This window comes from Achromobacter sp. RT286_PF (genome assembly GCF_059760425.1).
This window is the reverse complement of the sequence record NZ_JCBAMR010000017.1, coordinates 43,335-69,316: the sequence shown is the minus strand read 5'-3', so window position 1 is coordinate 69,316 and position 25,982 is coordinate 43,335. Positions and strand designations below refer to the sequence as shown.

Genomic DNA, 25,982 nt, shown 5'->3' with positions numbered 1-25,982 from the left:
TCTTTCGATCGGCCCGTTTTGTTTTTGGCGAGTCCGTTGCGGTTACGAACCTGCGCCCGCGCCCGACCCCTGCGCGGTCGTAGCCGTGACCGTGCGCTCGGTCCAACCGCCGCCCAGCACCTTGTACAAGGTAACCAAGTTGGACAGCCGCGCCAGCCGCGTATCCACCAGCGCTTGCTGCGATGTGTACAGCGAACGCTGCGAATCCAGCACGCTCAGGTAGTCGTCGATGCCCTGGCGGAAACGCTGGTCCGACACGTCGTAGGCGCGCTGGTTGGCGTCCACCAGCAGGCGCTGCGCCTGGATCTGGTCGTCCAGTGTGCCGCGCCCGGCCAAGGCGTCGGCCACTTCACGAAAGCCCGTCTGAATGGACCTTTCGTACTGCGCCACCTGGATGTTCTTCTGCACCTTGGCCAAATCCAGATTCGCTTGCAGCGAACCGCCGGCGAAGATCGGCACGGTGATCTGCGGCACGAAGCTCCATGCGCCCGACCCGCCTTCGAACAAGCCGCCCAGGCTGGCGCTGGCGGTGCCCGCCTGGCCGGTCAGGCTGATGGTGGGAAAGAACGCCGCGCGCGCCGCGCCGATGTTGGCGTTGGCGCCCTTGAGCTGATGTTCGGCCGCGCGGATGTCCGGGCGGCGCGCCAACAGATCCGACGGCAAGCCGGCCGGCAAGGTCGTGGGCAACATGCCGTCATCCAGCTTTACGGCCTGGTCCAGCGCCGCCACCATTTCCGGCGACATCGGCTGGCCCACCAGCAGCGTCAACGCATTGCGGTCCTGCGCGGCCTGACGCGTGTATTGCGACAGGTTGCGCTGGGCCGTGCGCAGCGACACTTCCGCCTGGCTCAGGTCCAGCGCCGTGGACAGCCCCTGGTCGTAGCTTTGCTGCGTGAGCTTGAACGAATCTTCCTGGCTCTTTAGCGTGTCACGCGTCAGGCCCAGCAATTCCTGGTCGGCGCGCAAGGTCAGGTAGGCGTTGGCCACTTCGGCAATCAGCGTCAGCTGCGTGGCCGTGCGCGTTTCGTCCAGCGCCAGATAAGACTCCAGCGCCTGGTCGCTCAGGCTGCGGATGCGGCCGAACAGGTCCAGTTCCCAGGCCGACAGTGCGGCGCCCACCTGGTAGTTGTGGCTGGTGGTCGCGCTGCCGCTGGGCGACAGGTCGGCCGGCGTGCGCTGCGCGGTTTCCTTGCCGGCCACGCCCACGCTGGGCAGCAGGTCAGCGCGCTGGATACGGTACTGCGCACGCGCCGCCTCCACGTTCAACGCGGCCACGCGCAGGTCGCGGTTGTTGGCCAGCGACAGTTCGATCAGCTGTTGCAGCAGCGGGTCGCTGAAGAAGTCGCGCCAGCCGACGTCGGCGGTGGACATGCCCTGCGCCAGCTGCGAGCCATCGGCCTTGTAGGCATCACCGGTGGGATAGTTGGCGCTGACGGGCGCGTCGGGCCGTTCGTAGGTCGGGGCCAGCGAGCAGCCCGCCAGGGCCGCCGCCAGGGAAACAGACAACAAGGTTCTCATCTGAAGTTTCATTACGGTTGTCCTTCGGCGGACACTTCCTGCGAGCCGTTGGCGCTGGTGTCGTGCTTGTCTTGGTTTTCGCTCATGCGCTTGACCTTGAACACGCGCAGCATGATGACGAAGAAGGCCGGAACAAAGAAGATGGCCAGGAACGTGCCGGTCAGCATGCCGCCGATCACGCCCGTGCCGATGGCGTTCTGGCTGCCCGAACCGGCGCCCGACGAAATCGCCAGCGGCGTCACGCCCAGGATGAACGCCAGCGACGTCATCAGGATGGGGCGCAAGCGTTGGCGGGCGGCGTGGATGGCCGACTCCGTCAGGCTTGCGCCGGACTCGAAGTGTTCCTTGGCAAATTCCACGATCAGAATCGCGTTCTTGGCCGCCAGCCCCACCGTGGTCAACAGCCCCACCTGGAAGTACACGTCGTTGGACAGGCCGCGTGCCAGCGTCGCCAGCAGCACGCCGATAATGCCCAGCGGCACCACCAGCATCACCGCCGTCGGGATGGACCAGCTTTCATACAACGCGGCCAGGCACAGGAACACCACGATCAACGAAATGGCGTACAGCGCCGGGGCCTGCGAACCGGACAGGCGTTCTTCGAACGACAGTCCCGTCCATTCAAAGCCCACGCCCACCGGCAGCTTAGCCGCCAGCTTTTCCATTTCTTCCATGGCCGCGCCCGAGCTATAACCCGGCGCCGCCTGGCCCTGGATGTTGTAGGACGGCACGCCGTTATAGCGGTTCAGCTTTTGCGGGCCGAAGCTCCACGTGGCTTTCGAGAACGCCGAGAACGGCACCATGTCGCCCGCGTTGTTACGCACGTACCATTTGTTCAGGTCTTCCGGCAGCATGCGCGAGGACGCCTCGCCCTGCGCGAACACCTTCTTCACGCGGCCCCGGTCGATGAAGTCGTTGACGTACGACGACCCCCACGCCGTGGCCAGCGTGCTGTTGATGTCCGACACGGCCACGCCCAGCGCACGCGCTTTTTCGCGGTCGATATCCAGCTGGTACTGCGGTGCGTCTTCGATGCCGTTGGGACGCACGCCCACCAGCACCGGGCTCTTTGCGGCTTCGCCCAGCAGCTGGTTGCGCGCGGCAAGCAGCTTTTCATGGCCCACGCCGGCGCGGTCCATCAGCTGGAAGTCAAAGCCGGTGACGTTGCCCAATTCCATCACGGACGGCGGCGGCACCACGAACAGTTGCGCGCGGCGCTCGGTCTTGCCGAAGTGCGCGTTGGCGCGTGCCGCCACGGCGCCGGCCTTGAGCCTGGCGTCGCCGCGTTCTTCCCAGTCGCGCAGCTTGATGAACAGGATGGACGCGTTCTGGCCACGGCCGCCGAAGTTAAAGCCGTTGACCGCGAACACCGATGTCACGGCGTCCTTTTCCTCGGTCAGCAGGTACTTGGTCGCGTCGTCGATAACGGCCTTGGTGGCTTCGGCGGTGGCGCCGGCGGGCGTCTGGATCTGGGCGAACAAGATGCCCTGGTCCTCGGCCGGCAGGAAGGCCGTGGGAATACGCGTGAACAGCCAGCCCATGGCAATGACCAACGCCAGGTACACGATCATCAGCCGCTTGGTGCGGTTCAGCCCGCGCGCGACTGTATTGGCATAGCCGTTGCTGCTGCGCTCGAACGAGCGGTTGAACCAGCCGAAGAAACCCTTCTTCGTACCGTGATGGCCCTTGGGGATCGGCTTGAGCAAGGTGGCGCACAAGGCTGGCGTGAACACGATGGCAACCAGCACCGACAACACCATCGAGGACACGATCGTGATCGAGAACTGGCGGTAGATCACGCCGGTGGAGCCGCCGAAGAACGCCATCGGGATGAACACGGCGGCCAGCACCATGGCAATACCGATCAGCGCGCCCGTGATCTGGCCCATGGATTTGCGCGTGGCCTGCTTGGGCGTCAAGCCCTCTTCGGCCATCACCCGCTCCACGTTTTCCACCACCACGATCGCATCGTCCACCAACAGGCCAATGGCCAGCACCATGCCGAACATCGTCAAGGTGTTGATGGAATAACCGAACGCGGCCAGCACGCCGAACGTACCCAGCAACACCACCGGCACGGCCAGCGTGGGGATGATGGTGGCGCGGAAGTTCTGCAAGAACAGGTACATCACCAGGAAGACCAGGATGATGGCTTCGACCAGCGTCTTGAACACTTCATGGATCGACAGGCTGACGAACGGCGTCGTGTCGTACGGATAGACGACGTCCATGCCCGGCGGGAAGTACGGCTTCAGGTTGTTGATGGTGTCGCGCACCGCCTGCGCCGTGTCCAGCGCGTTGGCGCCCGGGGCCAGCTTGATCGCCAGGCCCGAGGCGGGCTTGCCGTTGTAGAAGCTGTCGATGGCGTAGGTCTGCCCACCCAGTTCAATGCGCGAGACATCGCCCAGACGCACTTGCGAGCCATCGGCATTGACCTTGAGCAGGATGCGGCCGAAGTCTTCCGGCTTCTCCAGGCGCGACGGCCCGATGATGGTGGCGTTCAGTTGCTGCCCGCGCACGGACGGCAAGCCGCCCAGCTGGCCGGACGACACCTGCACGTTCTGTTCCTTGATCGCCGTCACCACGTCCACCGTGGTCAGCCCGTAGTTCACGAGCTTGGCCGGGTCCAGCCAGATCCGCATCGCGTACTGCGAGCCGAACAGCTGGAAGTCACCCACGCCTTGCGTGCGGCTGATGGGGTCCTGTACGTACGAGGCCACGTAGTCGGCCAGGTCGTCCTTGGTCATCGTGCCGTCGGTGGACACGAAGCCCGCCACGATCAGGAAGTTCTTCGTGGCCTTGGTGACGCGGATGCCCTGCTGCTGCACTTCCTGCGGCAACAAAGGCTGCGCCAGCGCCAGCTTGTTCTGCACCTGCACCTGCGCCGTGTCCGGGTTGGTGCCCTGCTTGAACGTCAGCGTGATGGACATGCTGCCGTCGGAATTACTTTCCGACGAGATGTACTGCAAGCCGTCCAGCCCGTTCATCTGCTGTTCGATGACCTGCACCACGGTGTCCTGCACGGTTTGCGCGGACGCACCCGGGTAGGTCACCGCGATGCCGATCGCCGGCGGGGCGATGTTGGGGTACTGCGAGACCGGCAATTGCAGGATGGACAGCGCACCGGCCATCATCAGCACGATCGCGATCACCCACGCGAATACCGGCCTATCGATAAAAAACTTTGCCATGCAAGGCTCCCTGATTACTGCTTGGCCGGGGCGGCATTGGCCGCCTGCGGCTGCTGTGCGTTGGCGCCAGCCTCGGTAGCGACGACTTCGACGCCCGGACGCACCATTTGCAAGCCTTCCACGATCACCTTGTCGCCGGCGGCCAGGCCGTCGGTAACCAGCCACTTGTCGCCAATGGCGCGGTCGGTCGTCAGTTGGCGCAGCTCGACCTGGTTCTTGTCATTGACGACAAGCGCCGTCGGCAGGCCACGCTGGTTGCGCGTCACGCCGCGTTGCGGCACCAGCAGCCCGTCGGCGGCCACGCCGTCAGCCAGCCGCGCGCGCACGAACATGCCGGGCAACAGGCGCCGGTCGGGGTTGGGGAACACCGCGCGCAACGTGATGGAACCCGTACCCTGGTCCACCGTGACTTCCGAGAATTGCAGTTTGCCGGTCTGCTTGTATTGCGAGCCGTCTTCCAGGGTCAGCGACACCAGCGCGGCTTGTTCGCCATCGGCCCTCTTCAGCTGGCCGCTGGCCAGCGCGTCCTGCAAGCGCAGCAGCTGCACGCTGGACTGCGTCACGTCGACGTAGATCGGGTCAATCTGCTGCACCGACGCCAGGGCGGCGGTCTGGTTGGCCGTGACCAGCGCGCCTTCGGTCACCGCGGAACGGCCGATGATGCCGTCGATGGGCGACAGCACCTTGGTGTAGACGAGGTTGATGCGCGCCGTATCCAGCGCGGCCTTGGCCGACAGCACATCGGCCGCCGCCTGGTCGCGCGACGCCACGGCGTTGTCGTAGGTCTGTTGGCTGACGGCGCGCGTGGCCACCAGCGGCTTGTAGCGTTCGGCCAGCAAGGCGGCCGTCTTCTGCTGCGCCTGGGCGCGGGCCAGCGCAGCCTTCTGGCTGTCGAGGCTGGCTTGGTACAGCGCCGGGTCGATCTGATAGAGCTGCTGGCCGGCCTTGACCTCGCCGCCTTCGGTGAACAGGCGCTTTTGCACGATGCCGTTCACCTGGGGCCGCACTTCGGCCACGCGGAACGCGGACGTGCGGCCCGGCAGTTCGGTGGTCAGGGAAACGGGTTGCGTGGTCAGGGTCACCACGGTCACTTGCGGTTTGCCCGCTTGCGGTGCGTCTTGTTTCTTGCCGCAAGCGGCCAGGGTGAGAGCCGATGCCGTCAGCGTGAGCACTGCCGCGCTGCGCCACATAGCGCTTTTCTTATTCATAGATATTCCCGATTTCCGACAAAAAAGGAGCCCGCCTCCGCCCACGATAAGGGGGAGGTCTTGTGCATCGAATGGGTGGATTGGCATTGAAAACGCAAGAGGGCTTTATTGCATTGCTGCATTGCAGAACCCGCATTCTGAGTTATCCCGCCCCAGAAACAAAGGGGCGGATAAAGAAAACATCATTCCATTTATGGGACAATTTCCCACACCAAGTCTGTGAAAGAATCTCGACATGAAACGCTTACAAGGCATGGAACTCTTCGTCGAAGTGGCCAAGACACGTAGTTTTAGCCGCGCTGCAGCAACGCTGGGCGTGCCTAAATCGACCTTGTCTCGCCAGGTGGCCGAATTGGAAAAATCGGTGGGGCTGCGCTTGTTGAGCCGCACCACCCGCAAGGTGGAGCTGACCGATGCCGGGCGGCTGTACTTCGAACGCTGCCAGCGCATCGTGGCCGAGGCGCAGATCGCCCATGAAGAACTGCAAAAGCTGGTCGACACGCCGGCCGGGCCGCTGCGGGTCAACATGCCCGCGGATTTCGGCACCGACTTCCTGGCTGAATCGTTCATGGAGTTCTCCCGCCGCTATCCCGACGTCACGTTTTTCCTGGACCTGGCAAACCCGGACCACGCCTCGCGCGTATTCCAGACCTGCGATATCTCAATCGAAATCGGCGACCTGCCCGACTCGACGCAAATCGCCCGGCTGCTGGGCATGCTGCCCGCCCACCTGTATGCCTCGCACGACTACCTGGAAAAACAAGGAGAACCCAAACATCCCAGTGACTTGACTCGCCATGAGTGCATTGAGTTCCGCGCGGAAGGCGCGGGCCGCGTGACGCGATGGCCGCTCAGCAACGGCGATCAGCACATCGAATTCACGCCGGGCAACCGGTTTTCGGTCAACGGCGTCGCCATGGCGCGGCGGCTGGCCATGCTGGGCGCGGGCATCGCGGTGCTGGTGGGCGGCCAGACGGCTGAACAGCAATCAGGGCAGTTGCGGCGCGTGTTGCCAGACTGGCAACTGGGCCCCTTTCCTGTCTATGCCGTGACCGAGACGCGGCTGCTGCCGGCCAAGACCCGGATCTTCATCGAATTCCTGATGGAGCGCCTGGGCAGCAACGGGCAAGCGAAGGATACGCCCGCCTTCATGAAATAACGGCAGGTTCGAAACAGACTGAAAAATCTGCTGACGCCCGAATTCACTTGTCGGCCAGAAAGAACAGCCCGGGCGGGCCCAGGCTGACTAGATGCTGAACGATAGTGGGATTAAAAGCCCTCGTCGTCGCGCAGATACCGCCACTGCCCCAGCGGCAGGTCGCCCAGCGACACGCGCCCGATGCGCACGCGCTTCAGGCCCACGACTTTCAGCCCGACCAGTTCGCACATGCGGCGGATCTGGCGTTTTTTGCCTTCGCGCAGCACGAAGCGCAGCTGGTCGTGGTTTTGCCAGCGCACATGGGCGGGCTTCAGCGCCTTGCCGTCCAACGACAGGCCGTGATTCAGCAGTTCCAGGCCACGGTCGGGCAAATCGCCCTGCACCCGCACCAGGTATTCCTTGTCCACGCTGGAGTCTTCGCCGATCAGGTGCTTGGCGATGCGACCGTCTTGCGTCAGCACCAGCAAGCCTTGCGAATCGATGTCCAACCGCCCCGCCACCGCCAGGCCGTCCAGGTGCGCGCGTTCAAAGCGCTGCGGATGGCGGTCGCCGGCAAAACGCGAGCGCGAGTCGATCAACGCCACGGCGGGCGTATAGCCTTTTTCGGCCTGGCCCGACACATATCCCACCGGCTTGTTGATCAGGATGGTCACGCGCGAGGTCTGGCGCGCCTGCGCGGCGCGCTCTAGCGTGATGACCTGATCCGGAAACGCCTTGGCGCCCAGTTCGGACACCACTTCGCCGTCCACGCGGACCCAGCCGCGTTCGATATAGCTGTCGGCCTCGCGGCGCGAGCAAAGTCCGCGCTCGGACATGAGCTTGGAGATTCGTACTTTTTCCATGGGCGGTATTGTATGCGTTGGCGAGCCGCCCTTCGGGCTTGGCATAATACGCAGCCATGATGAAACCCGCCGCCCATCTCCCCCCGCTTGCTCCCGGCTGGCTGGCCGTCGCGCCACCCGTCCTGCCCCCCGCCATGCGCCACTGGCTGTTTCGCCCCGGCGCCCTGACCGCCGGCCTGCGCCAGGTAGGCCAGGTGCGCCTGCGCGTGCTGGCCGAATACGCCGACGGCGCGCCGCCCGACGAAGCCCGCGCCATGGGCATCGCGCCCGGCTCGCCGGTCTGGATCCGCGAAGTGCTGATGTCGGTGAACGGCGTGGACAGCGTGCCCGCCCGCAGCCTGACGCCGCTACGCGCGTCGCATGGCGCGTGGCAAGGCATGCGCCGCCTGCTGACCCGGCCGCTGGCCGACATGCTGTATCACGACAGCACCGTCATCCGTTCCCGCTTTGCCTGCCGCCGCCTGGCCTCGCCCGTGCCGTTCTACGCCACGGCGCGCGACGTGCTGCCCACCGACGGCCACTCGCAAGACGCCCACCGCGTGTGGGCAAGACGGTCCGTCTTCTGGCGCCAGGGCCAGCCGCTGCTGGTGGCCGAGTGCTTCCTGCCCGGCTTCTGGGACGTGATCGCCGGCCAGCCCACGCCCCCGCTGGTGCCGCATCAGCGCACGGCGCGATAACAGTAGCCGCCAGCCACGCGGGAATATCCTGGCGCTATTGCTCGCAACCGTCGGCGCCGGTTTTGCCCAGATAAAGCTCCACGGCGCTTTCCACCGTTGGATGGAAATGATCGTCGCCAAAAATTTCCGCCAGCTCAAAGCGCTTGAGCTTGTCCCGCACCGGATCCTTCATCTCGGCAAAATGCAGTGCCGCGCCTTCCTTGGACAGATGTTGGGCAAGTTCGCGCAACATGTCCGCCGCGGTCACGTCAACGCTGGTGACGGGTTCGGCCGCCACCACGACCCGGCGCACCGGCGTGGGCGAGGCATCGACGGCTTCCAACAGCCGTTGCTGAAACAGCTCGGCATTGGCGAAGAATAGCGGCGCGTCCCAGCGAAACAGCACCAGGCCATCGATTAGTGCGGCATCTGGATAGCGCGTCAAGTCGTGATAGCCGCGCAAGTTGGGCACACGCCCCAACACCGCGAAATGCGGCCGCCAGCCATCCCACAGAAACTCGATGATGGCGATGACAACCGCCAGGCCGATGCCGGGTATCGCCCCAAACGCCGCCACGCCGGCAAAGCACAACATCGACAGCCAGAACTCCCATTGCTGGATGCGGTAGATACGGCGCAGGTCCTTGATTTCGAACAGGCCGATGGCCGCGGCGATCACCACGGCGGCCAACGCGCTGTTGGGCAGGTAGCGCAGCAGGTCAGGCGCCAACAACAGCAAAAGCGCCACGGCCGCCGCCCCGACCACGCCCGTCAGCTGCGTGCGCGCACCCGCCGCTTCGGCCACGGGCGTGCGAGATGCGCTGCTGCTGATCGGAAACCCCTGGAAGAATCCCGCCGCCAGGTTGGCCACGCCCAAGCCCACCATTTCCTGATTCGGATCGACATGGGAGTGCGTGCGCGCGGCGTAGGTTCGCGACAGCACGCTTGTATCCGCGAAGGAAATCATCGCCACCGCGCCGCCTCCGACGATGATGGTGAGCCAGTCCGCGTTATCCAGCCATGGCCAGGTGAATGTCGGCAAGCCCTGCGGGATCTCGCCCAGCACTTTCACGCCGTGAACATCCAGCCGAAAAATGCTGACCGCCAATGTGGCCAGGACAACGGCGACCAAGATGCCGGGCACGCGCTTAAAACGCTTAAGCAGCAAGATCGTCACCAAACTGGCCGCCCCTACCGCGAAGGCATACCCGTTGGTTTTGCCATCGGCCACTGCCCGCCCCAATTGCCACAGCTCGCGCAAGGGGCCGCCGCCTTCGATCGGAATGGCGAACAATTTCGGCAGCTGGCTGACAAGCACGGTGAGCGCAATGCCGTTCATGTAGCCATAGCGTATGGGCTTGGACAACAGTTCGGTGATGAACCCCAGGCGCAACAAGCCCAGAACAATGCAGACCAGCCCGGCAATGACGGCCATCAGGCTGGCCGCGGCCACCGCGCGCACGGGGTCGCCCCCGGACACGCTCAGCACCACCGCAAGAATGGGCGCGGCCAGCGCCGAATCCGGCCCCAGCACCAGGATGCGGCTCGGCCCAAAAATGGCATAGGCCAGCAGCGGCACGATGGTGGCGTAAAGCCCGTAGATGCCCGGCACGCCCGACGCCTCGGCATAGGCGATGCCCACCGGTACCAGCATCGCGGCCAATGCCAGGCCCGCCGCCAGGTCGTTGGGTAGCCAAGCCGCTTGATATGACCGTAGTACAGACAGCCCGGGCATCCAGCGCGTAACCGCCGAGTCGGCGGGGGCAGGCGTGGGCGAGGATGCGGGCATGGTGGGCAACCGTCCGTCGCGGGGTCGATCAGTAAAGCAGCCAGACGATCACCGTTCCCCACGTCGTGATCAGAATGTGTCCGAACGCCACCGTGCCGGAATACCCGATGACCGCGACCGGGCTCTGTGATTTTTCCTGCACCGCGGCAAGCCCGGCCGTCATCGTTTGTGCGCCGGCCAGCGCGCCCAGCAGCAACAGGGGCTCAAGCTTCAGCACGTAGCGCCCGAACAGCAAGCCGACAAACTGCGGAACCATCGTGACCACGATGCCCGCCAGGAAAATCGTCAGCCCGACTTCTTGAAGCGCTTGCACGAATACCGGCCCCGCCTTCAGCCCGATCATCGCGACAAAGCCCGCCAACCCGATGGACTTCATGAATTCAAGGGCGCCATGGGAGATGCGCCCAAACAAGGGCCTGGCGGAATTTCGCCAGCCCACCAGCAGCCCAAGAATCAGTGTCCCGACACTGCTGCCAATGGCGATATGCATGCTGCCGATGGGCAGCACCAGCGACGTCCCCACCACCGCGCCGACGAAAATGCCGAATCCCAGCGCAACAAAGTCCGTGGCGTTCAATTCCCGCACGATGCTGCCCATGCGCTCGGCCACGCGTTCAACCGCGGGCTCAAGCCCGACGATACTGAGCACGTCGCCGCGCAACAGCACCGTTTTGGAGCCCACCGGTATCTGCACGCCGTTGCGCCGGATGTCGCGCAGGAACACGCCGCGCACTTCCTGCGCCTGCTCCGCGATCTGAGCCACTGTCTTGCCGACAAGCGCAGGGTTGGACAACACGACGTCGTACATCGCGCTTGGAATATCCAGCAGTTCGCGGTCTGCCTGCTCGACGGCGTGGCCGTCCAGCCATTTCAGTATCACTTCGCTTTTGCCCGAGACCGCCACCACGTCGCCCGCGCACAGGACCGTCGTGGGCTCGACGGCAAGCAAGCTGCCGTCACGCCGGATGCGTTCCACGAACACCCGGTCCGGGGCATATCGCGATTCGACCAGCGCGACGCCATGGCCCACCGCGGGGTGGTCGGGCTGAAGAAGATAGGCGCGCAAGTCGAATTTGCGCCACGCCGAAGCCACGCCGGCTTTCTGACGCTGTATGCCGTACGCCTGTTCAAGCCGCGCGCCCTCCGCCTTCAGGTCCACGCGCAATAGCTTCGGCCCCAGGCTGGAGCAGAACCAGATGATTCCGAACGTCCCGAAGATGTAGCAGAGCGCATCGGCAACCGCGATCTGGCTGATCAGGCGGTCCTTCTCGGCAGCGCTGATGGGAAGATTCCGGATGGCTTCACTACCCGTGCCGATAGCGGGCGACTCGGTCAAGCCGCCCGAGATCAAGCCCACGGCATAACCGAGCTCCAGCTTCAACAAGAGCGCCAGCGCCCAGGCCGTGAGCAGCCCCGCAACGGGTATGACGACGCCCAGCACCGCCCACCGCCAGCCGCCATCCTTCATGCCTCGAAAGAAACTGGGCCCCACCGAGTAGCCGATTCCGAACATAAACAGCAGGAAGAGCACCTGCTTGGCGGTGTCGGATACCGGTATGAGAAAGAAATAGCCGATAAGCAAGCCCGCCAGCAAGGACCCCGTCACCGGCCCGAAGCCGACCCCGCGAATCTTGAATCCGCCGACCCAATAGCCCAGGCCGATCGCCAGGAAAACGGCAAGCTCGGGGTAGCGCTGCAGCAAGTTGCCTAAGAAGTCCATGGCGTTCGGCCCTCGAAAGACGACGTTCTGGACCCCCGACCTACCACCTCCGGGGAAGCCCCCTCAAGTGCGAAACCTGCATGGCATTGTTGCTACCGACGGATCGCAAAGTCCATGCTATATCCGGCAAAATTCCGTCAGACCGGCAATCGGCCGCGTCCGTGGGTGTGCGATCCGCCCAGGCCGGCCGATCACGGGTTTGACGCCGAACCGATCAGCGGTCCGCGCGATCATCCGATACTGCCGGCACCGCCGGCGCCGTATACCATTGCGCCGGCGCCACCACCTTGGGCTCGTCCGGGTCCCCTTCGTAGGCCGGCGTCATGATCTGCACGCCGTATTCGTTGAAGACGTCAAGAATGTGGCGGTGCAGTTCGGCATAGGTCTTGGCGATTCTTTGCGTATCGCGGGTGTAGGCGTTCAGCTCGTAGGTAACCGCAAAGTCTCCCAGCTTGGTCAGCAGCACGAAGGGGCCGGGCTCGGCCAGCACCACCGCGCACCGCGCGGCCGCGGCGTGCAGCATGGCTTCAACCTGCCGCCACGGGACTTCGTAGCCAATGCCGACACTGGTGTGAAGAATCAAGCCTTGGGAGGCGGCCAGCGAGCTGTAGTTGGTGACGTCGCTGTTCAGGATCTGGGAATTCGGAATCGTGATTTCTTCATTCTTGTTCGTCCGGACATGGGTCACCTGTAGGCGCACCGACACCACTTCCCCCACCACGTCACCCACCTTCACCCTGTCCCCCACCTTGAACACGCGTCGATAGGTCATCAGATAGCCGGCGATAAAGTTGGAGATTGCCGTGGAAGATCCCAGCGACACCACCAGGCCGATGAAGATTGAAATGCCCTTGAACGCGGCAGTCTCGGAACCGGGGATATACGGGTACGCAACGATCAGCGCAAACGCCAGGATCAATATCCGCGCAAGCTTGTAGGTGGGGATGGCCCATTCCGGCTCGAATTGGGCAAAGCTCACGCGCCGGTGTTCGACCGCATCGAAGAAAGTGCGGACCCGTCGCAGCGCGAAGCGGGCCACGTAATAGATAAGGACAAGGATAAGAATGTCAGGGATCACCGCGGCTGCGGATTTTCCCAGCCTTTCGGCGGTACCGGTGGCCAGGTCGAACAGGTCGTTGGAAAGTGAGCGCGTCCAGGGAAACAGCGCAAGCACGTATTGCAGGTACGCATACACCGATATGACGATGGTGGCGGCGCCCACCGCCAGCACCAGCGCGTGCAACGCCTTCCAGATGGTGTCCGATCGCAATAGCTCGAATGACTGGATATCCACCGCGCGGACGCGGCTTTTCAAAAGCCGGGACACCGCCCTGTCCAGCCAGCGGTTAAGCAACAGCAGAACGGCGATACCCAGGGCCAGCAATACCGTTGCGCCGGCACTGTAAAGGCCGGACCTGAGCAGGGCTTCGGTGCCGCGCGCCCGCCGGAAGTCGTCTATGGCTTGCCGGATTCGCAGCAGATGCAACGCCGCGAGATTGTCACGGGTGGTTTGTTCAAGCTGGGCGTCGGCGTCGCTGACGATGATCAGCGCGGTTGCCCCCGCCATGATGACGGTGCCGTTATCAACGGGCTCGGTCCGAAGGCCGGCGCTTGAAAACGAGGTATCCGCCGCGACCTTCGTGATTCTTTCCCGGATGGCCTCGGCGCGCCGCTCGGCGGGAAATGAGGACAGCCCTCGGACCCGGAAGAGCACCTGGCCGTCCACCTCGACCGGGGCGGTCTCAAGCGCCAGCTCAAGGGGAGAGGGTTCCGGACGCGCGTCCTCTGCCCCAGCGGACAGTGCAGGCGTCAGGATCAGCAGCAACACAGCAAGAATGGAGACTCGGATGATTCCAGTCATGATTCCCTCTCGCGCCGATGCCGCCGTCTTCGTCTTGCGATGACGGCGATTGCCTGGCCAGCACGATAGTTGGCCCGGCGGTTGCAGCGAATCCATCTTAGCGCTATTGATCCGCGAAATGCGATGCGCTTTGGGGGAATTTCTGATCGGGCCGCGCGCGTGGCCTACCCTTGCCCTACCCCTCGTACTGTCGCCCCTGCTCCAGCAGTTCAGGCGTACCGATCACCGCGTTCAAGCCGTCAAAATCCAGCATCCGTTCCTGCCATGGCGCAGTCGTGCCGTGCTGGCGCAGGCTGCCGTAGTAAGCCTGCAAGGTGTGCGCCACGGCGCGCGCCGTGCCGCCGGGAAAGATGACGATGCGAAAGCCCAGGGCGGTCAGCGCGTCCGCGCTTTGCACCGGCGTCTTGCCGCCTTCCACCATATTGGCCAACAGCGGCACGCGCGCGGCAAAGCGGGCGCAGGCCGCCTGCATCTGTTCTGGCGTGCGCAAGGCTTCAATGAACAGCGCGTCGGCGCCGGCTTCAAGATAGCGCTCGGCGCGGTCCAGCGCGGCCTCCAGCCCTTCAACCGCCACCGCGTCGGTGCGCGCCAGTATCAGCGTGGACGCTGACACCCGCGCGTCCACGGCGGCGCGCAGCTTGCCGCACATCTCGGTCGCGGGTATCACCGCCTTGCCATCCAGATGCCCGCAGCGTTTGGGAAAGGTCTGGTCTTCCAGCTGGATCATGGCAGCGCCCGCGCGTTCGAAGCCGCGCACGGTGCGCTGCGTGTTCAACGCGTTGCCAAAGCCCGTGTCGGCATCCACGATCACCGGCGTGGCGACGCGTTCGGTGATCCGGGCCAGCGTGTCCTCGACCTCGGAATAAGTGGTCAGGCCAATGTCTGAACGGCCCAAGCGGGTGTAAGCGATGGAAGCGCCCGACAGGTACAGCGCGGTAAACCCGGCCTGCTCGGCGATCAGCGCCGACAGGGGGTCGTAGATGCCGGGGGCCAGCACGGCGCCCGCTGCCAATTGCGTTTTCAGGGTTTGCTTCATGAGGGTTCCTGTACAAGTTCGTGCCCCAGCAGCGATGCGGCGGTCGCGGCGGCGATATAGCCGCCCGCCACCGCACTGAGCAATCCATTGCCGGACAGATAGCCCGACACGTCGTTGCCCGACACGCCGCGCGCGGCGCCACCGGCAGCCAGCAGATTCGGCAGCGCCTGCCCATCGCGGGTCAACACGCGGCATTGCGCATCGATATCCAGGCCACCTTGCGTATGAAACAGCGCGCCCGTGACCTTGACGGCGTGGTACGGCGCTTGCAGCGTGCGTTCAAAGCGGCGGCCATGGGGGTCCGCCCCATCCGGGCCGACGGCTTGCAAGGTCTGTTGCAACACGCCGGCATCGCAGCCGATCAGCGCCGCCAGGGCGGGCAGATCCGCACAGGTTTTCACTGCTTGGCCCGCTTCGGCCGCCCCAAAATCCGGAAAGCCACGTGCCAATGCCAGCGTGCGGTCGTCGAACACGTTCCAGGCCACGCCGCCCGGCTGGGACAACACATGCACGGCGGCTTCGGAATAGCCCTGCGTTTCGTCATGAAAGCGCCGCCCATCGCGATTGATCTGCACCCCGCCGTCCATCATGACGGCCCAGGAGATCAACGCGCCTTGCGGTGTCGCCCAGGACCCGTGCCCCTGGTAGGCGCCCAGGTCGGCCAGGCGTGCGCCCAAGGCCTTGCCCCATTCGATGGCGCTGCCGTCGTTGCCGACGTGGCCGCCGTAGACGGCCTGGCGCATGGCGGGCAAATGTTCGGCCACCATGGCCGCGTTGCCGCCAAATCCGTTGCAGGCCAGGATCAGCACCTGGCAGCCGATCACGTCCACGGACCCGTCCGGCCGTTCGCAGCCCACGGCGGTGATGCGGCTGCCGGGCTCCACGCCGCCACGGTCGCCCTCGCCCGCTTCCACCCAGATGTCGCGGGCCAGCGCGCGCGTCAACAGATGCGCGCCCGCCGCCGTGGCGGCGCGTTCCAGCGCGGTCACCAAGGCCACGCCCGTGCGTTCCGGCAAGGCATGCATGCGGCGCGCGCGGTGACCCGGATACAGAAAACCGTCCAGGACCTCGAACGCCAGGCCATGTCGCGCCAACATATCCATGGCCGGGGCCGCCGCGCCCGTGTAGGCGGCAACCAGATGCGGCGCGGCCGTGCCGTGGGCCTTGGCCTGGATGTCGGCGGCGAAACGCGCCGCGTCGTCATCGATGCCGGCGGCGCGCTGCACCGCCGACCCCGCTGCCGGAATAAACCCCGAGGACAACGCCGACGAGCCACTGGGCGCGGCGTCGCGTTCGATCAACACGGTTTCAATGCCTGCCTGCGCCAGCCGTAGCGCGGCGGTCAGCCCGCAAGCGCCCGCGCCGATGATCAGCACCGGCACCTGCATCATGTCGGCGTCCGAAGGGCCGCCGGGCTTTCCGCGTTTGACGACAGCCGCGCTCACGACGCCAGCCTGCCGATGAAATCCTTGCACGTGATCACGTCCGCCACCGTGCGCAGGTCCGCCAGCGCGGCATCGTGCATGGCGGGCGTGGGCGCGGCGCAGCCGTCGGCCAGCACGGTCACATGATAGTCGCGCATGTGCGCATCGCGGGCGGTGCTGGCCACGCCGCCGTTGGTGACGATGCCCGCAATCACCACGCTGGAGATGCCCGCGCGGCGCAACACCCAATCCAGCTGCGTGTTGAAGAAGGCTGAATACGCCACCTTCCACACCGCCACGTCCACCAACCCGTCCAGCTCGGCCACATTGGCCTGCCCCGTGGAGCCTGCCGCGAAATCGCCTTTTGCCAGGAACGGACGCAGTTGCTTCAAATGCGGCGAGATCATGGGCTCGCCGTGCGCGTCGGGCCACAGCGTGAACTGGCTGGCCGCCACAAAGCCGCCTTGCGACTTCAACGCGCGGGCCACGGGCGCCACGCGGGCCGGCAAGGCCCGCGCCTGTGGGCTGACCGCGCCGCCGCGATCATAGGCGCCGCCGGGCGCCAGGAAATCGTTTTGCAGATCGATCACCAGCAAGGCGGTGGTACGAGGGTCTAGAACTTGCATGCTTGTCTCCTAGGCGTCCTGCCGGGTAATCAGCAAATTGCCCAACGCGTCGACGCGGCCGGTAAAGCCCGGTTCGATCCAGATGGTGGTGTCGGGCTGTTCAAGAATCGCCGGGCCGGCCACCTCGGCGCCTACCGGCAGGTCCAGCCGCGCATAGCGCACGGCGTCGTGCCACTGGCCCGCGTGAAACACGCGCTGCGTGCCCAGCGCGGCCGGCATGTCGCGGCAGGTGGGCGCCAGCAGCGACAAATCGAATTTGGGGCGTTGGCCGATCCGCGCATAGCGCAGGTTCAGGATGCGCACGGCGATGCCGCTCAAGCTGCGGCCGAATGCGGCGCGGTAGGCGCGGTCGAAGGCCGCTGCAATGCCTGGCCGGGTCAATGCATCGCGCGTGACTTCCACGCAGACGGTGTGGCTTTGGCCCACGTAAAGCATGTCCAGTTCGATGCTTTCACGCACGCCTTCGAATGCCACGCCCGCCGAATCCAGGCGTTCCTGGCAGGCCGCGGCCAGGGCATCGATACGCGCCAACAGGTCGTCGGTGTCCAGCGCGTCCAGCGCGGTGTTCAAGGTCTGCACGCCGTCGTGCCGCATGTCGGCCATGACGCAACCCAGCGCGGACGTCACGCCCGGGTAGCGCGGCACGATGCCGTGCGCGGCGTCCACTTCATTCATCATGGCGCACACATGCAAGGCGCCACCGCCGCCGAATGGCATGTACGCGAACTTGCGCGGATCGTGCCCGCGTTCGATGGACACCACGCGTATCGCGCCGGCCATCTTGGCGTTGGCCACGGTCAGGATCGCCTCGGCGGCCGCGTGCACCTCCAGGCCCAGCGGTTTGGCCACATGGTCTTCGATGGCCGCGCGCGCCAGCTCCACGTTCATGGTGGCCAGCAGGCCGCCGCCCAACGGCCGCTCTGCCGAGATGCGGCCCAGCAGCACATTGGCGTCGGTAACGGTGGGCCGGGTATTGCCGCGCCCATAGCAGGCCGGGCCCGGAATGCTGCCCGCGGATTCCGGCCCCACCTGCAACAGGCCGCCCGCGTCCACGCTGGCGATCGACCCGCCGCCCGCGCCGATGGTCTCGATCTGGATCATCGGCGCGCGCACCACCATGCCGAAGTCGATCACGGTCTGCGCCGACAGCGAGGCCTCGCCGCCCGCCACCAGCGACACGTCGAACGAGGTGCCGCCCATGTCGCCGGTAACGACGTTGGGAAAGCCGGAGGCGCGCGCAATCGCCGCGCACGCAATCACGCCCGCCGCCGGGCCCGACAGCGCGGTGCGCACCGGCACGTCGCACGCCGTCTGCCGCGACATCACGCCGCCATTGCTCTGCACGACCAGCAGCTCGCCGTCAAAGCCGTGCTCGCGCAAATCGGATTCCAGGCGCGTCAGATAACTGCCCACCACCGGCTGCAACGCGGCATTGAGCACCGCCGTCGAGCAGCGTTCGAATTCGCGGATCTCGGGCAGCACTTCGGTGGCCGCCGTGACATTGGCGTTGGGCCAGAGTGCGCGCACGCGCGCCACCGCCTGCGCCTCGTTCACCGGGTTCGCATACGCGTTGACGAAGAACACGCACACGGCCTCGCAGCCCTGCTCCAGCAGCGCGCGCGCGGCGGCCTCCACCTGGCCCAGGTCCACCGGCGTGTGCACGGTGCCGTCGGCCAGCACGCGTTCGCTGACTTCCAGGCGCAGGTCGCGCGAGACGACCGGTTCGTAATTGCCGCGCAGGCCCCAGGTCTGGGGTCGGTCGCGGCGGCGCATCTCCAGCACGTCGCGGAATCCCGCCGTGGTGATGATGCCGGTGCGCGCCACCTTGCGTTCCAGCAGCGCGTTGGTGCCCACGGTGGTGCCATGGACGATGGTGTTGATGGCGCCCGCGCCGTCGGCCACGCGCGCAATGCCGTTCATGAAGCCACGCGCTTCTTCGCCGCGCGTGGACGGTACCTTGACCACGCGCGCCGTGCCGCCTGCCTCGTCCAGCACGAACAGGTCCGTGAACGTGCCGCCCACGTCCACGCCCACCACAAGCCCCCGCGACGCGTTGCTGCCTGGGACGAAACCCCGATCTGCCGTGCTCATGCCAACTGCTCCTTCTTGTTGCCGGCGATATCGCCCACATAGCCCATCTTGCGGTCGTGTTCACGCGCGGCCGTCGTGCGGCCGGCAGGATCGCCGTAGCCGCCACCGCCCGGCGTTTCCAGCCGCACGCGGTCGCCGCGCTGTAGCTGAATGCCCAGCATCTTCGAACTCATCGGGGGGGATGCCCATTGCCCGTCCTGCTGATACCGGAACACGTTCAGTGCAGCCTGGCCGCCGCCCGCGATGCCCTTGGGCGCGCTGCGCCCGCGTTCCCCGAAGATGAACGCTTCGGCGCTGTCTTCCAGCAATTCGATTTCGTAGATGGCGCCCAGCCCGCCGCGATGCTTGCCGTCGCCCGCCGAATCCGGGCGCAGCGCCCACTGCGTGAAGCGGACGGGATAGGCGGCTTCCAGGATCTCCAGCGGTGGAATGGTGGCGGTGGAAATCGGCGCATTGCCGTGGCTCAGCCCGTCGCCATCGGCGTGCCCGCCGTGCCCGCCACCGAAAAAGCTGAACATCACCCAGCGCTGCCCTTTGCGCGCGGCGTCGCTGCGATAGCCGGCGATGGACAGCGCATTGATCGTGCCGTAGGCCTGGGCCATCGCGCGCTCTGGGGCGGCTTGCGCCATCGCGCAGAAGATCACGTCGATCATGCGCAGGATGGTTTCGGTATAGCCGCCCACCGGGCGCGGCCGGTCGGCCGAGATGACCAGGCCATCGGGCAACACCACGTCCACCGCGTCCAGCACGCCCGCGTTGGCCGGCACGTCGGGAAACAGGTGCTTCAGCGCCACGTAGCACGCCGCGATGGCAGTGGCGCGGGAGATATTGACGGGCCCCGCGCAGGCGGGCGACGTGCCGTTGAAGTCCAGCGTCAGCCGGTCACCATTGATCGACAGCTTCAGCGCGATGCGCAGCGCCACGTCGCGCACACCGTCGTTGTCCAGCATGTCTTCGAACGCGTAGTCGCCGTCGGGCAGGCGCGCGATGTGGTCGCGCATCAAACGACGCGCACGCTGGCGCAAGGTGTCCAGCGACTCCAGCACGGTGGCGTCGCCATATTCGTCCAGCAGCCCGTCCAGACGCCCCGCGCCCAACTCCAACGCGGCCAGTTGCCCGTTCAGGTCGCCCCACAAGCTGTCCGGCAAGCGGGTGTTGGCCTTCAGGATGGCCAGCACGTCCGGGTCCAGCACGCCCGCGCGCACGATGCGCACCGGCGGGATCTGCACCGCCTCTTGCCAGCATTCGGTGGCGGCCGGGTTGTAGTTGCCCGGCACCGCGCCGCCCACGTCGTGCCAATGCGCGGCCGACGCCAGAAAGCAGAACAGCTTCTGGTCGCGGAACACCGGGCGCACCAGCTTGAAGTCGTTGGCGTGCGTGCCGCCTTCGTACGGGTCATTGAACAGCCAGACGTCGCCGTCCACCATGCCGCCGCGTTCGGCCGCCACCTTGGCCGCCGCCTTCACGGCAAACGCCATCGCGCCCACGAAGACCGGCAGGCCGGACTTGCCCTGGATCAGCGTGGCGCCCGTGGCCGCGTCGTACATGCCGTGGCAGGCGTCGTGGGCCTCGGCAATGATGGGGTTGAACGCGCTGCGGTACAGCGTCGCGTCCATCTCATCGGCAATCTGTTCCAGACGGCCCTTCAGGACCGCCAGGGTGACGGGATCTAGCATCGTGTTCTTCCTAGGAGGTTTGGCGCTGTTTCAGCAGATTCAGCAGCCCGCCGGCCCGCACCATGTCCATCAGGAAGTCAGGTACGGGCTCGCAAGGCAATGCAGCGGGGTCGGCGGCTTGGGCGCGGCCGATACGCCCGGCGATGGGGTCGAACGTGATGCGTTCGCCTTCGGCCAGCGCATCCGCCTGCGCGCAGGTCAACAGCAACAGGCCGACATTGAAGGCGTTGCGAAAATACAGGCCGTTGAAAGACGGGGCGATGACGGCGGCCACGCCAAGGCGCACCAGCGCCGATGCGGCTTGCTCGCGCGAGGAGCCGATGCCGAAGTTGTGCCCGGCCACCAACACGTCGCCCGGCTGCACCTGCGCCGCGAATTCCGGGCGGACGCGTTGCAGGCAGTGGCGCGCGATTTCGTCGATGCCGAACTTCATGTAGGCGCCCGGGGCCAGCGCATCGGTGTCGATATCGGCCCCCACGCGCCAGACGCGATGGGTCGATGTGGCGGGCGTCGACGTGGTCCGCGCCGTGCCGGCTTCGACGGCGGTGGGAGTTGTTGCAGCGCGGTCGGTCATGCCATCACCTCGCGCGGGTCTGCAATGCGGCCGGCAACGGCCGAGGCTGCCACGGTGTAGGGCGACGCCAGGTAAACCCGCGCCGTCTCGGAGCCCATGCGGCCCTTGAAATTGCGCGCGGTGGTGGAGATGACGCTGGCCCCGTCGGGAATGGACCCGCCATAGCCCGCACAGGCCCCGCATGACGTGGCCAGCACCTCTGCGCCGGCGTCTTGCAGCACTTGCATCACGCCTTCCTGTTCGGCCTGTTGCTGGTCCAGGCGGCTGGCCGGCGCCACCATCAGGCTCATGCCCGGCGCCAGGCGGCGCCCGCGCAAGACGCTGGCCGCGGCGCGCAGATCCTCAAGCTTGGCGCCCGTGCACGCGCCGATATAAGCCACTTGCACCGGCACATCGCGGTACTGGTCCACGTCGCGCGCGTTCGCCGGGCTGTGCGGCGCGGCCACCTGCGGCGCCAGCAAGGCCGCGTCAAAGTCGTGCCATTCGGCGTCGGCGTCCGCGTCGCTTTGCCAGCGCGCCAGGTCCAGGCTGTCGGTCACGCCCGCCTTGCGCAAGTAGGCGGCCGTGGTCTCGTCCGGCGCGATCAGGCCCACCTGCGAGCCCAGCTCGGCGCTCATGTTGGACAGCGTCATGCGTTCCTGCATGGGCAGCGCGCGCACGGCCTCGCCGCAGAACTCCACGGCTTGGTAGCGCCCGCCGTTCATGCCGTAGCGGCCGATCATGTGCAGCATCATGTCCTTGGCGGTCACGCCGGCGGCCAGCCGCCCGTTCCAGCGCATCATCAACGTTTGCGGCACCTTGACCCAGATCTTGCCGGTGACGGCCACGCCCAGCATTTCGGTGCTGCCGATGCCGAACATATACGCGCCGAACGCACCGCCCGTGGGCGAATGCGAATCCCCGCCCACGCAGAACATGCCGGGGCGGATGTGGCCATGCTGCGGCACGACCACATGGCAGATGCCAACCGAGTCATACACATTGGGCAGTTGCTGCCCCGCCGCCCAGTCGCGCGCAATGCGCACGATGCGGCGCGATTCGTCGTCGGATTCGGGCACGTAGTGGTCGATGACCAGCACGATCTTCTTCGGGTCCCACAGCGACGCGCCCAGCTCTTGCAGCATGGGCTGCAAGCGGCGCGGCCCGCTGGAGTCATGGAACATCGCCAGGTCCACGGCGCAGGTCACGATTTCGCCCTGCTGGACCGAGGCACGTCCGCAGGCGGCGGCGATCAACTTCTGGGCCAGGGTCTGCGGTGAGCGCTGCGGTGAATCCTGGGGCCGGAGGGCTTGATCAACAGGCATCGCTACATCCCCAGATAGGCCTGGCGCACGTCGTCGCTGGCCATCAGTTGCGCACACGATCCGCTATAGCGCACCGCCCCGTTTTCCATCACATAGGCACGCTGCCCGGTTTCCAGCGATTGCCCCACGTTCTGCTCGACCAGCAGAATTGCCAACCCATCGGTGTGCAGGCGCTGGATCAGGCCGAACAGTTCTTCAACCATCAAGGGCGACAGGCCCAGCGAGGGTTCGTCCAGGATCAACAGGCGCGGTTCGGCCATCAGGCCGCGTCCGATCGCCAGCATCTGCTGCTCACCGCCCGACATGGTGCCGGCCAGCTGCGCCAGCCGTTCGCGCAGGCGCGGAAAAATATCCAGCACCTTGTCCAGGTTGCCCGTGCGATGCTCGCGCGCCCGGGTGAACGAACCCAGCTCCAGGTTTTCGCGCACGCTTAGGTTGGGAAAAATGCGGCGGCCTTCAGGGACCTGGATCAGCCCGGCGCGCACCAGGTCACGGTAGTGCCTGCCGGTCAGGTCGTGACCGTCAAAACGCACCGATCCGCCCCAGGGCTTGCACAGCCCGCAGACGGTGTTGTTCAACGTGGATTTGCCGGCGCCGTTGCTGCCCAGCAGGACGACGATTTCCCCTTCGCCCACCGCCAGGTCCACGCCGCGCAGCACCTCCATGCGCCCGTAGCCCGCCCGCAAGCCGGTCACTTCAAGCAGCGCGCTCATGCCGGCGCCCCTTGTGCGGCCAGCCGCGCGGCCGCGCCATGCCCCAGGTAGGCCTCCACCACCGTCGGGTCGCGGGTGACTTCGCCCGGCGTACCGGACGCAATCAAACGCCCCTGCGCCAGCACCCACACGTGTTCGGCCAGGCTCATCACCGCGCGCATCACGTGTTCGATCATCAACACGGTAACGCCATCGTCCACCAGCTTTTTAACCACCGGAATCATCTCGTCGATCTCGCTTGGATTCAGGCCGGCCAGCACTTCGTCCAGCAGCAGCAGGCGCGGGCGCGTGGCCAGCGCGCGGGCCAGTTCCAGCCGCTTGCGCCCGGCCACGGTCAAGTCGGCGGCGGGCTTGTCCAGCACCTTGTGCAGGTTCACGCGCGCGGCCACGTCTTCGGCGGCGGCCAGGGCAGCGCGCCGATCGCGCAGGCGCAGATGCGCGCCCACGGCTATGTTCTGGCGCACCGTCTGCGCACCGAACGGCTGCACGATCTGGAAAGTGCGGGTCAGGCCCAGCTGCGCGGATTCATGCGGTGCGCGTCCGGTGATGTCTTGCCCGGCAAAGCGCACCGACCCGGCGCCCGGTTTCAAAAAGCCGGACAGCAGCGCAAACAGCGTGGTCTTGCCTGCGCCGTTGGGGCCGACCAGCGCGGTCAACGAGCCCTCGGGCACGGCCAGGTTCACGTCCTGCACGGCCTTCAGGCCGCCGAACGAAATCGAGAGATTGCTGGCTTGCAAAAGGATGTCAGGCACGGGCGCGCTCCTTGCCGAACAACCGGCCCAACGATTGGCCGCTGCCACTGATGCCGCGCGGCAGGAACATCACGATCAGAATCAGCACCACGCCGTAGATCACCATGCTGATGCCGGGCAATTCACCAAACAGATTGCGCGTCAGGTCGGCCAGCCCATGCAGGGCGACGGCGCCCAGCACCGGCCCCCACAACGTGCCCATGCCGCCCACGATGGCGCCCACCAGCGCTTCCACCGATACGGCGGAGCCGAAGGCGATGCCCGGGTCGATGTACTGGAACACCTGCACATAGAACGCGCCCGCCGCGCTCATGAACGCCGCCGACAGTGCAATGCCGCCCAGCTTCACCCGCAAGGGGTTCACGCCGATGGCCCGTGCGGCGTCTTCGTTGTCGCGCACCGCTTGCAAGTACGCGCCAAAGCGCGAGTGCCGCAGCCACGCCGTCACCAGCAACGCCAGCACCACAAACGCCAGCAGCAGATAGATGTAGCCCCGGCGCGACGCAAACTGCATGTTTGCCGCGCCCTCTTGCAGCGGCACCATCAGCCCCACCCCACCGCCCGTGAAGGACGCCGACAAGGCCAGGATGCGAAACACTTCCGCAAACGCCAGCGTCACCAGGGCAAAGTAAGACCCCTTCAGGCCGTAGCGAAACGTCAGCCCGCCCACCGCCAGGCCGACCAGCGCGCCCAGCGCAATCGCCACCGGCAACGCCAGCCACGGATTGATGCCGAAGTTCAATTGCCCCAGCGCTTGCGCATAAGCGCCCACGCCGAAGAACAGCGCATGGCCGAACGACAGCTGCCCGCCATACCCGCCCAGAATGTTCCAGGCCTGCGACAGCAGCGCGGCGTACAACGACATCATCACGAACGTCAGCAGCACGCCCGATTGCGCAAACGTTGCCAAGGCGGCCAGCGCAAGGCCGAACAGCGCGATGGCGCAAAGATCCCTATTCATGTTCAGCCCCTCGCCCCGAACAGCCCCTGCGGGCGAAACAGCAGCACCGCGATAAAGATCGCGAAGATGCCCATCTGGCCTAACGAATCGCCCAGGAACAGGCCGCCGATGGATTCCACCACGCCGATCAATAGCCCGCCCACCAGCGCCCCCACGAAGCTGCCCATGCCGCCCAACACCACGATCGTGAAGGCCACCAGCACGAAGCCGCTGCCCACCTGCGGGTTCACGTAATAGGCCGGCAGCAGGAAACAGGCCGCCGCGCCCAGGCAGGCCATGCCGATGCCGAACGACAGCGCATAGACTTTTTCCACGTCGATGCCCATCAGCTTGGCGCCCTGCTTTTCGCGCGCCACCGCGCGGATGGCGCGGCCCAGGTCGGTGCCGCGGATGATCCAGAACAGCACCGCCGCCACCGCCAGCGCGCCGAAGAACGCAATGACCTTGGGCAGCGCGATCATGGCCGGGCCGATTTCAACCGTGGACAGGGTGTAGGCGGTGTCGATGCTGCGCGTGTCGGACTTGAACCACACCAGCGCCAGGTTCTCCAACACAATGGCCAGGCCCAGCGTCACCAGCAGGATGTTCTCGTCCTTGCCATGGCTGGCCCGGTTGATGACGAAGCGCTGTAGCGCATAGCCCAGCCCGAACATGCCCGCCACCACCAGGGGCAGCGCGGCATACGGGTCGATGCCCAGCCGGTCCTTCAGCAGATAGACGGCGTACAGCGCCACCATCAGCGCGGCGCCGTGGGCGAAATTGATGATGTGCAGCACCCCGTAGATCAGGGTCAGCCCCAGGGCGATCAGCGCGTACACCGCGCCGGTCGTCAGGCCGTTCAGCACCGACGAGAAAAGGATGGCCGGGTCCAGCATGCTTGC

20 protein-coding genes are annotated in these 25,982 nt (G+C 65.9%); 2 read left to right on the top strand and 18 right to left on the bottom strand.

What is annotated here, in order from left to right:
- Window positions 1-42: 42 nt before the first annotated feature.
- From adeC to AC6LJY_RS15290, 3 genes are read right to left on the bottom strand one after another with little or no spacing between them, the layout of a single operon-like run.
- Window positions 43-1,530, bottom strand: a complete 1,488-nt coding sequence (adeC, locus tag AC6LJY_RS15300; protein WP_314364051.1) for an AdeC/AdeK/OprM family multidrug efflux complex outer membrane factor — start codon at window positions 1,528-1,530, stop codon at window positions 43-45.
- Window positions 1,530-4,709: an efflux RND transporter permease subunit gene (locus tag AC6LJY_RS15295; protein ID WP_120154964.1), complete on the bottom strand. Its 3,180-nt coding sequence runs from the start codon at window positions 4,707-4,709 to the stop codon at window positions 1,530-1,532. Before AC6LJY_RS15295 ends, adeC begins: the two co-directional genes overlap by 1 nt.
- Before the next feature lie 14 nt (window positions 4,710-4,723).
- On the bottom strand, window positions 4,724-5,899 hold the full coding sequence (locus AC6LJY_RS15290; protein WP_314364070.1) for an efflux RND transporter periplasmic adaptor subunit: 1,176 nt from the start codon (window positions 5,897-5,899) through the stop codon (window positions 4,724-4,726).
- Window positions 5,900-6,170: 271 nt separating this feature from the next.
- On the opposite strand from AC6LJY_RS15290, the gene AC6LJY_RS15285 reads away from it, so the two are divergent.
- Window positions 6,171-7,076, top strand: coding sequence for a LysR family transcriptional regulator (locus AC6LJY_RS15285; protein ID WP_498136309.1), 906 nt, complete (start codon window positions 6,171-6,173; stop codon window positions 7,074-7,076).
- A gap of 110 nt (window positions 7,077-7,186) precedes the next feature.
- Here AC6LJY_RS15285 and AC6LJY_RS15280 read toward each other — a convergent pair whose 3' ends face one another.
- On the bottom strand, window positions 7,187-7,918 hold the full coding sequence (locus AC6LJY_RS15280; protein ID WP_046806415.1) for a pseudouridine synthase: 732 nt from the start codon (window positions 7,916-7,918) through the stop codon (window positions 7,187-7,189).
- 56 nt (window positions 7,919-7,974) lie between these two features.
- Between AC6LJY_RS15280 and AC6LJY_RS15275 the strand changes: the two genes are divergently transcribed.
- A complete protein-coding gene (locus AC6LJY_RS15275) occupies window positions 7,975-8,595 on the top strand; it encodes a chorismate--pyruvate lyase family protein (protein ID WP_046806414.1) in 621 nt (206 codons plus the stop codon).
- Window positions 8,596-8,629: 34 nt separating this feature from the next.
- On the opposite strand, the gene AC6LJY_RS15270 is transcribed toward AC6LJY_RS15275, so the two are convergent.
- The 14 genes from AC6LJY_RS15270 to AC6LJY_RS15205 form a co-directional block, all read right to left on the bottom strand.
- Window positions 8,630-10,363: a SulP family inorganic anion transporter gene (locus AC6LJY_RS15270; RefSeq protein WP_498136292.1), complete on the bottom strand. Its 1,734-nt coding sequence runs from the start codon at window positions 10,361-10,363 to the stop codon at window positions 8,630-8,632.
- Window positions 10,364-10,391: 28 nt separating this feature from the next.
- Entirely contained in the window at window positions 10,392-12,083 is a 1,692-nt protein-coding gene (gene aspT, locus AC6LJY_RS15265) for an aspartate-alanine antiporter (RefSeq protein WP_498136291.1), read from the bottom strand.
- 214 nt (window positions 12,084-12,297) lie between these two features.
- Entirely contained in the window at window positions 12,298-13,944 is a 1,647-nt protein-coding gene (locus AC6LJY_RS15260; RefSeq protein ID WP_314364055.1) for a DUF8459 domain-containing protein, read from the bottom strand.
- Between the two features lie 175 nt (window positions 13,945-14,119).
- Window positions 14,120-14,980 carry an isocitrate lyase/PEP mutase family protein gene (locus tag AC6LJY_RS15255; RefSeq protein WP_046806412.1) on the bottom strand — a complete coding sequence of 287 codons (861 nt, stop codon included), beginning with the start codon at window positions 14,978-14,980 and terminating at the stop codon, window positions 14,120-14,122.
- Window positions 14,977-16,425: an FAD-dependent oxidoreductase gene (locus tag AC6LJY_RS15250; protein ID WP_498136290.1), complete on the bottom strand. Its 1,449-nt coding sequence runs from the start codon at window positions 16,423-16,425 to the stop codon at window positions 14,977-14,979. The genes AC6LJY_RS15255 and AC6LJY_RS15250 overlap by 4 nt, the downstream gene beginning before the upstream one ends.
- Window positions 16,422-17,030 carry a cysteine hydrolase family protein gene (locus AC6LJY_RS15245; RefSeq protein WP_104144948.1) on the bottom strand — a complete coding sequence of 203 codons (609 nt, stop codon included), beginning with the start codon at window positions 17,028-17,030 and terminating at the stop codon, window positions 16,422-16,424. The genes AC6LJY_RS15250 and AC6LJY_RS15245 overlap by 4 nt, the downstream gene beginning before the upstream one ends.
- A gap of 9 nt (window positions 17,031-17,039) precedes the next feature.
- Complete coding sequence (locus AC6LJY_RS15240) at window positions 17,040-19,121, bottom strand: hydantoinase/oxoprolinase family protein (RefSeq protein ID WP_498136289.1); 2,082 nt, start codon at window positions 19,119-19,121, stop codon at window positions 17,040-17,042.
- On the bottom strand, window positions 19,118-20,797 hold the full coding sequence (locus AC6LJY_RS15235; RefSeq protein WP_046806408.1) for a hydantoinase B/oxoprolinase family protein: 1,680 nt from the start codon (window positions 20,795-20,797) through the stop codon (window positions 19,118-19,120). The genes AC6LJY_RS15240 and AC6LJY_RS15235 overlap by 4 nt, the downstream gene beginning before the upstream one ends.
- Before the next feature lie 10 nt (window positions 20,798-20,807).
- On the bottom strand, window positions 20,808-21,371 hold the full coding sequence (locus AC6LJY_RS15230) for a LeuD/DmdB family oxidoreductase small subunit (RefSeq protein WP_498136288.1): 564 nt from the start codon (window positions 21,369-21,371) through the stop codon (window positions 20,808-20,810).
- Window positions 21,368-22,675, bottom strand: coding sequence for a 3-isopropylmalate dehydratase large subunit (locus AC6LJY_RS15225; RefSeq protein WP_104144945.1), 1,308 nt, complete (start codon window positions 22,673-22,675; stop codon window positions 21,368-21,370). Before AC6LJY_RS15225 ends, AC6LJY_RS15230 begins: the two co-directional genes overlap by 4 nt.
- Before the next feature lie 2 nt (window positions 22,676-22,677).
- Entirely contained in the window at window positions 22,678-23,388 is a 711-nt protein-coding gene (locus tag AC6LJY_RS15220) for an ABC transporter ATP-binding protein (RefSeq protein ID WP_498136287.1), read from the bottom strand.
- The gene (locus AC6LJY_RS15215; RefSeq protein WP_046806405.1) at window positions 23,385-24,140 is read right to left on the bottom strand and encodes an ABC transporter ATP-binding protein; all 756 of its coding nucleotides are present in this window, start codon (window positions 24,138-24,140) and stop codon (window positions 23,385-23,387) included. Before AC6LJY_RS15215 ends, AC6LJY_RS15220 begins: the two co-directional genes overlap by 4 nt.
- Complete coding sequence (locus tag AC6LJY_RS15210; RefSeq protein ID WP_104144943.1) at window positions 24,133-25,101, bottom strand: branched-chain amino acid ABC transporter permease; 969 nt, start codon at window positions 25,099-25,101, stop codon at window positions 24,133-24,135. The genes AC6LJY_RS15215 and AC6LJY_RS15210 overlap by 8 nt, the downstream gene beginning before the upstream one ends.
- 2 nt (window positions 25,102-25,103) lie before the next feature.
- Window positions 25,104-25,976 carry an ABC transporter permease subunit gene (locus tag AC6LJY_RS15205; RefSeq protein WP_314364065.1) on the bottom strand — a complete coding sequence of 291 codons (873 nt, stop codon included), beginning with the start codon at window positions 25,974-25,976 and terminating at the stop codon, window positions 25,104-25,106.
- Window positions 25,977-25,982: the final 6 nt, after the last annotated feature.